We start from the raw sequence: 10,786 nt of genomic DNA, 5'->3' as shown, positions 1-10,786 counted from the left end.
ATACGGAGGAGTCCCGGATGAGACGGTTAGCGGTATCACGCGTTGGAAATAAAGCACGAAGCGGTTTTCATCGAACGCCTGCATGATGCGGGATACCCATTCCATTTCCCCCTGCCGGTTCGCTATCTCGCGATCGTCGTCCTGATGCAGCCAGATACGATTGCGGCCCTTCTCCTTGGCCATGTAACAGGCGCCGTCGGCGGCGCTCAGCACCGTGGAGAGCGTGCCGCTGCCGGCGTGGATACCGACAAGACCGATGGAAACCCCCACGCGGAAGGTCTTGTCCTGCCAGGCAAAGCGGAATTCCTCCAGCGACTGAAGCAACTTGTGCGCAATCTGTTCAGCCTGCCGGAGGGAACAGCCTTCAAGCAGGATACCGAATTCATCGCCGCCAAGGCGCGCCAGCGTATCGCTGTCGCGGATCAGGGGGTGCATGAGCCCGGCGACCTGTCGCAGGAGTTCATCTCCCGCGATGTGGCCGCAGGTGTCGTTGATCACCTTGAACTGGTCGAGATCGAGGTAGAGCAATGCGTGGCGCTTGTTCTGCTCCTCGGCACTCGCGAGCAGCCGTTCGAGCAGCACCTCGAGTTCGCGCCGGTTGACTAGCCCGGTCAGCGGATCATGGCTCGCCTGCCAGCTGAGCTGGTTCTGCATACTGCGCTGTTCAGTGACGTCGCGGAACACCAGAATCGCGCCGACGTCCTCGCCGTCGCTGTTGCGGATCGGCGCGGCCGTATCCTCGATGGCCAACTCCTTGCCGGACCGGCTGACCAGCAGGGTATGCTTGTCCAGGCCGACGATATGGCTGTCGAGGACACCGAGCATCGCCGGATGTTCGAGCGGCTTGCGCGTGGTTTCGTTAATGATATGGTAAATCTTGCTCAATGGATGGCCGCGCGCCTCTTCACTGCGCCAACCCGTCATCTGCTCGGCCGCGGGATTGAGGTAGCTCACCTTGCCTTGTGCATCGGCGGCGATCACGGCATCACCCACGGAATGCAGGGTGATCTCGGCATGTTCCTTTTCCTGCGCCAGCGCGCTTTCAATAAGGCGCGTGCGGTAGATCACATACCAAGCGATCAAAACACCGCACACAATGACGGAAAACCCGAGCAGCAGCATCATCTTCAGTGCCTGCTGGTATTCCTGCGACGCCAAGGCCACTGCCTCGCGGGTCGCCTGACGCTCGTGATCGGTGACCTCGTCGAAATACAACAGTATTTGTCTCTCGAGCGGCAGATCCTTCTGATGCATTTCCTCCTTCACCCCGGCTAGATCCTCGCGGATGATCTTGTCCACGAGGCTCACCTGCATGGGCTGAGTCTTGCGAATCAGCGCCAGAATTTTCTCCAGAATGCCCTGTTCTTTCTCGTCCAGGCCAATCAGCGCCAGCTGTTCCCGCAACTGGATGAACTCGCCCGCCATACTAGTGAAACGGGTGAACTCCTCCTCCCTCTGAAACGGATCATCCATGTGATACATCGCGTACATGCTGAGGGAGCGCTCGCGCACGATATTGCGCATCGATAACAGCAGATCTATTTTGGCGTTGTGCTTGTGGGCAATCAGTTCCATGTGCTGATTGATCGCGGTCATGCGCGTGAGGCCCACGGCCGTCAACGCCACCATGAGCGCCAACATCAGAACGAACCCCGAAGCGATGAGGTACTTGGAATTGTGACGAGTCATCAATAAATCCGGGCGTGCGTTCGGTTCTTGTTCAGGTTATTCGCTGACAACGTTAAACGGCGCGCTGGCTCCGGCGATTCTGGCCGGCGTCATTTCGCGCAAATCGCGCCAAATCAAGCTGTTGTCCTCTTCCCTTTGTGGCAAGAAAGCTGCAAGAGACATGCCAGCAATGTGGTTTTTGTGTATAAACTCGGGAAACAGAACGTTGAAAGAAAAGAATAATTTACGGAGCGTGACGAATAGGACACGGCTCACGGCACCATGGAAAAGGCCATACAGCGCCGGCGCACGCCGACACCTGTCGCTTACTGTCTGTTAATTCCCAAATAGCCCGGAATTTTCGCCGGGGAACCAGAACGGTTCAGGCGTTATAGACCAGATTGACCAGGCTGAAATAGGCGTCCATGCCGACATCGCCGAAACTCACTCCAGCGCCGCTGTCTGTAATGCGGCGGATCTTGGCGGGGATACGATGCTGCTTGGTCTCGCCACCGGCGGTCAGGGTAATCCCCAATTCCACGGGGGCATTGAAATAAGGCAGTCCTTGAGGCATACCTTCGATAAAGGCGCCATTCAGGCTGATGTCACGCACCGTGCATATCATCACCTGCGCCTGGTAGTTCAGCACGGCATCGATTACTACCGGTACCCGTTGGCTGTCGCGTCTTTCGTTCATTGTCTGACTACACTCCCCCTTGCGTAACCGGTGGGCCTTTCGACGCCGGAGTCTCCCAACTGGCGTGCGGCCGTGGCGGTTTTGTTATTAAAAACCTGTATTTAACGCCTATAAAATACCCGTTTAGGCCACGGCTGTCGACGGCGGCATGTAACAGGTCGCTAACGTTACACTTTTACCACCGGTCAGCGGCATCTGGTTGTTAAAACACCCCTATTCCGGAACCAGCCAGGACAGGCCCGTGCGTGCGGCCGGATGCTGCCGCAGCACACCGAGAAGTTCCGGCAACAACCGGCGCAGCGTCTCCTCCAGCTTCCAGGGTGGATTGACCACGACTATGCCGCAGCCGTTCAGACGGAAACTGGAATCTTCAGGATAAGGGGCGAATTCCATCAGCAGCATCTTGCGAATTCCGGTGGCCACCAGCCCTCGATGAAATCGTTCGATCGGGGGGCGAGCTTTGATGGGGTACCACAGGGCGTAGATGCCGGAGGACCAGCGATCATGGGCTACTTTCAGACCTTCCGTCACCTGTTCGTATTCCCTGTCTGATTCGTACGGCGGATCGATCAGGACCAGACCGCGTCTTTCCTTCGGTGGCAGAAACGCCTTGAGGCCGGCGTAACCGTCCTGCCGCTGCACCACGACCTGCCGGTCGCCGGAAAACCTGGCTTGCAACAGCGAGCACTCATCCGCCTGCAGTTCCAAGAGCATCATGCGGTCATTTGGCCGCAGGAAAAAACGCGCGATCGCGGGTGACCCGGGGTAATAATGCAGCGTACCATCGGCATTGCTCGCGCGCACGGCGGCGAGATAATCCGCCAGTTCGGGCAGCGGGTTCATGTCCCACAAGCGCCGAATGCCGTCACGGTACTCGCCGGTTTTCTGCGCCGCCTCGCTATTCAGATCGTATCGGCCCGCGCCGGCATGCGTATCCAAGTAGCAGAACGGTGTGTCTTTCCGGTGCAAGGACTTGAGCAACAGGGTAAGCACAATGTGCTTGAAGACGTCGGAAAAATTGCCGGCGTGGAAGGCATGGCGGTAATTCATCAGGAGAGAAGACCGCGAATCGCGGATGGGCGCCGGTTAGCGGGCGCCTTCCTTCAGCCACCCAGCCGCGCGTTCGGCGAAATAAGTCAGAATGGCGTCGGCCCCGGCGCGCTTGATACAGAGCAGGGATTCCAGCATGCAGGCGCGCTCATCGAGCCAGCCATTTTTTGCGGCGGCCATAAGCATGGCGTATTCGCCGCTGACCTGATAGACGAAGGTCGGCACCCCGAACCGGTCCTTTACACTTCGCACGATATCGAGGTAAGGCATCCCCGGCTTCACCATCACCATGTCCGCGCCTTCCTCGATGTCGAGCGCGACTTCGCGCAGCGCTTCGTTCGCATTAGCCGGATCCATCTGGTAGCTGTACTTATTGCCCTGGCCCAGGTTGGCGGCCGAACCCACGGCGTCGCGAAACGGGCCGTAGAAATTCGAGGCATACTTGGCGGCGTAGGCGAGGATGCGGGTATGAACATGACCGGCCTTTTCGAGCGCGTCGCGAATCGCGCCGATACGCCCGTCCATCATGTCCGAAGGCGCGACCACGTCGGCTCCCGCCTCCGCGTGCGACAACGCCTGCCTGACCAGCACCGTCACGGTGGCGTCGTTCAATACATACCCCGTGCCATCGATGAGCCCGTCCTGACCATGCGAGGTATAAGGATCGAGGGCGATATCGGTAATGACGCCAAGCTCAGGAAATTTTTTCTTGAGCGTGCTGACCGTGTGCGGCACGAGGCCCTTGGGGTTGTACGCCTCCTTGGCCTTGGTGTCTTTCTTCGACGCCGGCACCACCGGAAAAAGTGCGATGGCCGGTACGCCCAGTTTCAGGAGTTTTTCCGCCTGCTTGAGCAGCAAATCCGGCGTGACACGGCTGATGCCCGGCATGCTCGGAATCGGTTCCGAACGGTTCTTGCCTTCCATGACAAACACGGGCTGGATGAGGTCGTCCGCGGTGAGGCGCGTCTCGCGCATGAGCCGGCGCGAAAAATCATCGCGCCGCATGCGCCGCATGCGGGTGCGCGGAAATTTTCCTGTTTCGCTTGTCATGATGCCGCTTGCCGCCGCTGGAGAGTTTTGCCTAATGCTAGCCTAGTCGTCAGCCGGGTGAAATGGCGGACGTCGCTCAAGAAACTAAAGCGCATGGGCCAGCGGACGGGCCCATGTGTCGTTACCTGACCAGGAATTACTTGACCTTTTTGGCCTTGGTGGTCGGTTTGGACGCTTTCTTCGGTTTTGCCTTGGGAGCGGCTTTTTTCACCGCCGTTTTCTTGGGCATGGCTTTTTTTACCACGGGCTTGGGCTTCGCCGCCGGAACCACCGCCTTGGCCTTGGCTGAGGGAAGTGCCTTTGCGATTTTAGCCGCGGCCTTGGCGGCGGCGGCCTTGGCCACCGCCGCAGCCTTGGTCTTGGCCGCTTGCCTGGCCGCGGCCGACTCGATCTTGCCCATCACATCCGCGAGCGGCCGGATCTGGGATTCGATGATATCCGTAACATTCTTGAAGATGGCGCTCACCGCTCCCACACCGCGGACGGTGCGCAGCTTGCCCTGGGCCTTGTAATAGTTGACGAGCGGCGCCGTCTGCTGTTGGTAGACCTTGAGACGGTTGGCAACCGTTTGCTCGTTATCGTCGGAGCGGTGCGTCAGCGCACTGCCGCACTTGTCACACTTGTTGGCGGTTTTCGGCGACGAGAAGTAGATATTGTAGATCGCGCCACAGGATCCGCAGGTACGCCGGCCGGTCAGGCGCTTCAGCAACACGTCGGTATCCACGTCCACCAGCAGCGCGAGCTGCAGCGGCTGGCCGAGGCGCGCGAGCATCGCATCGAGCGACTGGGCCTGCGGGATATTGCGCGGAAAACCGTCGAGAATGAAACCGCTCTTGGCATCGGGCTTGGCCAGGCGCGCCTGGATCATGCCCAGCACGACCTCGTCAGTGACGAGTTGCCCGGCGTCCATGGCTGCCTTGGCCCGTTTGCCCAGGTCAGTGCCGGCCGCGACTTCGGCCCGCAGCAGATCACCGGTAGACATTTGCGGAATTTTATACTTCTCAACCAATAACTTAGCTTGCGTTCCCTTGCCGGAACCCGGCGCTCCCAATAGTACGATTCTCATGGTTCTCTCGCTTTAAGTTCCTGGTGGATGGCGTGATCCTCGAATTTTTCCCTAGTTTAATCACAGGGGCGCGTAAACTACAATTTTGCCTACCCCGGCGTCAATGGCCCCCCTATAAATGGGGCCTATCGCCCGATTGATGTTTCCAAATGTTCCAAGGAGGGAAAGTTGGTTAAGCTCGTTTCTCCAGAGTGCCTCATGTTCGAAAAAACCGGGGAGATGGCCCTCTATTATGACAAGACGAGCGAAGCAGGGCTTCATTTGTAATCCAGCCCGATGAATATTCCGGATTTCACAGACAGCGAACTTTGGGCGGTGCGAAGCACGCTGAAAGAGCGCTATGGCAAGGAGGTCGAGCCGCAACTCGCCGATACCGAGGTGATGCTCGGCGGCGAGGTCGGCGGCATGGCCTGGTGCCCGGCCCTGTTCTGGAGCGCCAAGGGCGCCAACTTTGCCATCGTGAAACTCGGCGCCGAGCGCTACCGGGCCTATTTCTATTATCATCCGGATTACCAGCTCGGGACCGGCATCGACAGCCACGATAATATCGGCGACTGCATGGTCAGCGTACTGCAGGTGGAAGCCGATCATGTCCGCAAGCAAAAAATCAGCAACGATCACAATCCGGCGAAGACCGACGAGGCCGCGCCGGACAAACCGGATACATCACCGTTCTTCTGGGGAGACTAAGACGTATGGCAAAAAGCAAATCCAAAAATGCGTTCTACGCCCAGTCGGGCGGCGTAACCGCCGTGATCAACGCCTCGGCCTGCGGCTTGCTGGAAACCGCGCGCAAGTATCCGAACAAGATCGGCAAGGTCTACGCCGGCCGCAACGGCATCATCGGCGCGCTTACCGAAGACCTGATCGACACCAGCAAGGAATCCGCCGCCGCCATCAAGGCGCTGCGCCACACACCTTCGGGCGCCTTCGGCTCCTGCCGCTTCAAGCTTAAGAGTCTGGAGCAGAACAAGGCCGAGTATCAGCGTTTGATCGAGGTGTTCAAGGCGCACGACATCGGCTACTTCTTTTACAACGGCGGCGGCGACTCGGCCGACACCTGCCTCAAGGTGTCGCAACTGTCCGAAACCATGAGCTACCCGATCCAGGCGATCCACGTGCCCAAGACCGTGGATAACGATCTGCCGATCACCGACAACTGTCCGGGCTTCGGCTCCGTGGCCAAATACATCGCCGTCAGCACGCGCGAAGCGAGCTTCGACGTGGCGTCCATGGCCAAAACTTCGACCAAGGTGTTCATTCTGGAGGTCATGGGCCGGCACGCCGGCTGGATCGCCGCCGCCGGCGGCCTCGCTTCTACCCCGGACACCGAAATTCCGATCGTGATCCTGTTTCCCGAAGTTTCTTTCGACAAGGAAAAATTCCTCACCAAGGTCGACGCCAACGTCAAGAAATACGGTTACTGCACCGTCGTCGTGTCCGAGGGCGTGAAAAGCCCGGATGGCAAATTCCTCGCCGACCAGGGGCTCAAAGACGCCTTCGGTCACGCACAACTCGGCGGCGTCGCGCCGGTGGTGGCAGGCATCATCAAGGATGGCCTCGGACTCAAATATCACTGGGGCGTCGCCGATTACCTGCAACGCGCGGCACGCCACATCGCCTCGAAGAGCGACGTGGACCAGGCCTATGCCATGGGCAAGGCCGCGGTGGAGCTGGCGGTGAAGGGCCACAATTCCGTAATGCCCACGGTCGTGCGCGTATCCAGCAAGCCCTACAAGTGGAAAGTGGGTCAGGCACCGCTCAACAAGGTAGCCAACGTCGAGAAAATGATGCCCAAGGACTTTATCACCGACGACGGCTTCGGCATCACGGCGAAATGCCGCCAATACCTCGAACCGCTCATTCAGGGCGAAGATTATCCGCCGTACAAAAACGGCATGCCGCAGTACGTGCGGCTCAAGAACGTCGCCGCGAAGAAGAAACTCGGCGAGTTCAAGTTGTGATTTTTTTTGAAGCGCCAGGGACGCCGGGAAAGGCATATATAAATTTTGTTTTCTCCCGGCGGTAAAAGTTTTTATGACATTGGAAAAGGCAACAGAATTGCTCAAGGTTCAGGCCGATTTCGGCGGGTTTTACAACGCCAATTCGGCCAAGCTGATACTCGCCGAAGTCAGCCGCGAACACGGCCAGGCGGCGGTGGACCGGTTGGTCCGCGAATTGAACCTCGACAAGGTGTTCGGCTTCGAAGCGGGAATGCATTTCGAGGGTGGACTGGTGATTAAAAAGTGAAAGTTTTGTCGAGGTTGATTTTTATCAATGCTGCGATTCGTACGATTCAGTTACTTTCAGTATTCTTTCTCAAACAACGCGCCAAGCTGCGCAGCAACGTCCAACTTGCAGGAGAAAACACATGTCTGACAGTCTGATCTTTGCACTTGCCTGCGCCGCCGCGGCCATTATCTATGGCGTGGTGTCCATCAACTGGGTCCTGAGCAAGCCCACCGGCAGCGATCGCATGCGCGAAATCGCCGCCGCGATCCAGGAAGGCGCGTCGGCCTATCTCAACCGCCAGTACACCACGATCGGCGTGGTGGGCGTCATCCTGTTCGGCGTCATCTACTACTTTCTCGGCGCACTCACGGCCATCGGCTTCGCTATCGGCGCCATCCTCTCCGCTGCCACCGGCTATATCGGCATGAACATCTCGGTGCGCGCCAACGTGCGTACGACCGAGGCGGCGAAGGATGGACTTAATGCGGCGCTGCAGGTCGCGTTCCGCTCGGGGGCCATCACCGGACTGCTGGTGGTGGGCCTCGGACTCCTAGGAGTCGCCGGTTACTACGCTATTCTTCAGCATCTTTCCCCCGACGCCGCTCAATCCAGCCTGATCGCGCCGCTGGTGGGACTCGCCTTCGGCGGCTCGCTGATTTCGATCTTCGCGCGTCTCGGCGGCGGCATCTTCACCAAGGGCGCGGACGTGGGCGCGGACCTGGTGGGCAAGGTCGAGGCCGGCATCCCCGAGGATGACCCGCGCAACCCGGCGGTGATCGCGGACAACGTCGGGGACAACGTCGGCGACTGCGCCGGCATGGCCGCCGATCTGTTCGAAACCTATGCGGTGACCATCATCGCGACGATGCTGCTCGGCAGCCTGGTGCTGCCCAACTTCGGCAATGCCGTGCTGTATCCCCTGGTCCTCGGCGGCGTGTCCATCATCGCCTCCATCATCGGCACATTCTTCGTCAAGGTCGGCAAGAGTGAAAAAATCATGAACGGCCTGTACCGGGCCGTGATCGTTTCCGGGGTGCTGGCCGCCATCGCCTTCTATTTCGTGACGGACAAAATGATGGTCGGCAACGGCTCCTACAGCACCATGCAGATTTACGGCGCAGCGCTCATCGGGCTCGCGCTCACCACCGCCATGGTTGTCATCACCGAGTACTACACCGCGACCGAGTACAGCCCGGTGCAGAAGATCGCGCAGGCCTCGACCACGGGCCATGGCACCAACGTCATCGCGGGACTCGGCCTGTCCATGAAGGCCACGGCACTACCGGTCCTTGCGGTGTGCGCCAGCATCTGGGGCGCCTATGAACTCGCCCATCTCTACGGCATCGCCATCGCCGCGACCTCGATGCTCTCGATGACCGGTGTCATCGTGGCGCTCGATGCTTACGGCCCGGTCACCGACAATGCCGGTGGGATCGCTGAAATGGCGGGGCTGCCGAAAAAGGTGCGTGACGTCACCGATCCGCTGGATGCCGTGGGCAACACCACCAAGGCCGTCACCAAGGGCTACGCCATCGCCTCGGCGGGTCTGGCGGCGCTGGTGCTGTTCGCTGACTACACCGACGCGCTCAAACACGCCGGCAAGGCAGTGGAATTCAGCCTCACCAACCCCAACGTGATCATCGGTCTCTTCATCGGCGGTCTGATCCCTTACCTCTTCGGCGCCCTCGCCATGGAGGCCGTGGGCCGAGCGGCTGGCTCGGTGGTGGTGGAAGTGCGCCGCCAGTTCAAGACCATCAAGGGCATCATGGAAGGCAAGGCCAAACCGGACTATTCGAAGGCCGTGGACATGCTGACCAAAGCCGCGATCAAGGAAATGATCATCCCGTCAATATTGCCGGTGCTGGTGCCCATCGTCATCGGCTTCACCCTCGGACGCGAGGCCTTGGGCGGCGTGCTGCTCGGCTCCATCGTCACGGGCATCTTTGTCGCCATCTCCATGACCACCGGTGGCGGCGCCTGGGATAACGCCAAGAAGTACATCGAAAACGGCAAATTCGGTGGCAAGGGTTCGGACGCTCACAAGGCCGCAGTGACCGGCGACACCGTGGGTGATCCCTACAAGGACACCGCGGGCCCGGCGATCAATCCCATGATCAAGATCATCAACATCGTGGCGCTGCTGATCGTTCCACTCTTATAGAAGATTCTCACCAACTCCCCCTCTCCCGCCTCAGCGGGAGAGGGCAAGGGGAGAGGGCAACCTCAGCAACAAGGGCCGGCATAACCGGCCCTTTGTTTTGAATTCACAGGATTAGCAGGGTGAGCGAGAGCGTGCCTGCCATCCCTGGCGCAGCCATGAAGACTTCGAAATATCCCGGCCCCGCCGTCCGTGGCGGGACGCTCACCGGGACGAAGGTGAGACGGGGTTGTCGCCGAGGCACTTAATGTGCCTCGGCGCCGTCGAACGGGTGCAACGATTGTTGTTGCACCCTGGGCCACAATGTTAAGTGTCTTCGTCTGTTTCCGGCTCGCCCTGTAAATCCTGATTTATTTTGTTTTAGTACAATAGTACCTATGAAGATATGCATCGTTTCCGACAGCCACGATCATCGCGAGCGTCTGGCCGCGGCCGTCACCGAAGCCAAGCAACTGGGCGCGCGGGTCGTGTTGCACTGCGGCGATCTGGTGGCGCCTTCCACGCTGCATGCCATCATCCCGCTGGGACTGCCGGTGTACATCGTGCATGGCAATAACACGGGTGACCTCTTCCATCTGTCGAAGCTGGCACACAAACCTGAAAACCGCGTGCATTATTATGGCCAGGACGGGAGCATCGCCCTTGCCGGCAGGCGCATCTTCATCGTCCACTACCCGCATTACGCCAAGGCTATGGCGCTCACCGGGGATTACGATCTGGTGTGCAACGGCCACGAGCATCGCGCCGTCATCGAACGGATTGCAAACATCAAGGGTGGAGAGACGCTGCGTATCGATCCCGGCACCGTGGGCGGCGTGAGCACACCGGCCACCTATGTGCTCGGCGATCTGGAGAAAATGGAATT

At 59.3% G+C, this 10,786-nt stretch carries 10 protein-coding genes and 1 pseudogene; 5 read left to right on the top strand and 6 right to left on the bottom strand.

Annotation, left to right across the window (positions count from 1 at the left end):
* The 6 genes and pseudogenes from ACC569_RS12515 to ACC569_RS12490 all read right to left on the bottom strand — a co-directional run.
* The coding region (locus ACC569_RS12515) for a diguanylate cyclase domain-containing protein (protein ID WP_372523870.1) at positions 1 to 1,689 on the bottom strand (1,689 nt) is incomplete at its 3' end.
* 36 nt (positions 1,690 to 1,725) lie between these two features.
* Positions 1,726 to 1,944, bottom strand: coding sequence for a hypothetical protein (locus ACC569_RS12510; RefSeq protein WP_372523869.1), 219 nt, complete (start codon positions 1,942 to 1,944; stop codon positions 1,726 to 1,728).
* Positions 1,945 to 2,050: 106 nt separating this feature from the next.
* On the bottom strand, positions 2,051 to 2,365 hold the full coding sequence (locus tag ACC569_RS12505; RefSeq protein WP_372523868.1) for a PilZ domain-containing protein: 315 nt from the start codon (positions 2,363 to 2,365) through the stop codon (positions 2,051 to 2,053).
* A gap of 213 nt (positions 2,366 to 2,578) precedes the next feature.
* Entirely contained in the window at positions 2,579 to 3,415 is an 837-nt protein-coding gene (locus ACC569_RS12500; protein ID WP_372523867.1) for a 23S rRNA (adenine(2030)-N(6))-methyltransferase RlmJ, read from the bottom strand.
* A gap of 36 nt (positions 3,416 to 3,451) precedes the next feature.
* Entirely contained in the window at positions 3,452 to 4,465 is a 1,014-nt protein-coding gene (hemB, locus tag ACC569_RS12495; RefSeq protein WP_372523866.1) for a porphobilinogen synthase, read from the bottom strand.
* 424 nt (positions 4,466 to 4,889) lie between these two features.
* Positions 4,890 to 5,531, bottom strand: a pseudogene (locus ACC569_RS12490) (adenylate kinase); the annotation flags it as partial.
* A 276-nt stretch (positions 5,532 to 5,807) separates the two neighbouring features.
* Here ACC569_RS12490 and ACC569_RS12485 point away from each other — a divergent pair.
* The 5 genes from ACC569_RS12485 to ACC569_RS12465 form a co-directional block, all read left to right on the top strand.
* The gene (locus ACC569_RS12485; protein WP_372523865.1) at positions 5,808 to 6,221 is read left to right on the top strand and encodes a hypothetical protein; all 414 of its coding nucleotides are present in this window, start codon (positions 5,808 to 5,810) and stop codon (positions 6,219 to 6,221) included.
* Positions 6,222 to 6,226: 5 nt separating this feature from the next.
* Positions 6,227 to 7,495, top strand: coding sequence for a 6-phosphofructokinase (locus ACC569_RS12480; RefSeq protein WP_372523864.1), 1,269 nt, complete (start codon positions 6,227 to 6,229; stop codon positions 7,493 to 7,495).
* A gap of 73 nt (positions 7,496 to 7,568) precedes the next feature.
* Entirely contained in the window at positions 7,569 to 7,781 is a 213-nt protein-coding gene (locus ACC569_RS12475; protein ID WP_372523863.1) for a hypothetical protein, read from the top strand.
* 121 nt (positions 7,782 to 7,902) lie between these two features.
* Complete coding sequence (locus ACC569_RS12470; protein WP_372523862.1) at positions 7,903 to 9,924, top strand: sodium-translocating pyrophosphatase; 2,022 nt, start codon at positions 7,903 to 7,905, stop codon at positions 9,922 to 9,924.
* Positions 9,925 to 10,298: 374 nt separating this feature from the next.
* A partial coding sequence (locus ACC569_RS12465; protein WP_372523861.1) for a YfcE family phosphodiesterase occupies positions 10,299 to 10,786 on the top strand: 488 nt, incomplete at its 3' end.

It is taken from the genome of Sulfuricaulis sp., from assembly GCF_041499725.1.
GTDB lineage: Bacteria > Pseudomonadota > Gammaproteobacteria > Acidiferrobacterales > Sulfurifustaceae > Sulfuricaulis.
Note: the sequence above shows the minus strand (reverse complement) of the source record. Positions and strands in the feature narration are given on the sequence as shown.

Excerpts from the sequence above, each read along its gene's own strand:
- ACC569_RS12505 (WP_372523868.1), bottom strand. The coding sequence starts at position 2,365 with ATGAACGAAAGACGCGACAGCCAACGGGTACCGGTAGTAATCGATGCC.
- ACC569_RS12500 (WP_372523867.1), bottom strand. The coding sequence starts at position 3,415 with ATGAATTACCGCCATGCCTTCCACGCCGGCAATTTTTCCGACGTCTTC.
- hemB (WP_372523866.1), bottom strand. The coding sequence starts at position 4,465 with ATGACAAGCGAAACAGGAAAATTTCCGCGCACCCGCATGCGGCGCATG.
- ACC569_RS12485 (WP_372523865.1), top strand. The coding sequence starts at position 5,808 with ATGAATATTCCGGATTTCACAGACAGCGAACTTTGGGCGGTGCGAAGC.
- ACC569_RS12480 (WP_372523864.1), top strand. The coding sequence starts at position 6,227 with ATGGCAAAAAGCAAATCCAAAAATGCGTTCTACGCCCAGTCGGGCGGC.
- ACC569_RS12475 (WP_372523863.1), top strand. The coding sequence starts at position 7,569 with ATGACATTGGAAAAGGCAACAGAATTGCTCAAGGTTCAGGCCGATTTC.
- ACC569_RS12470 (WP_372523862.1), top strand. The coding sequence starts at position 7,903 with ATGTCTGACAGTCTGATCTTTGCACTTGCCTGCGCCGCCGCGGCCATT.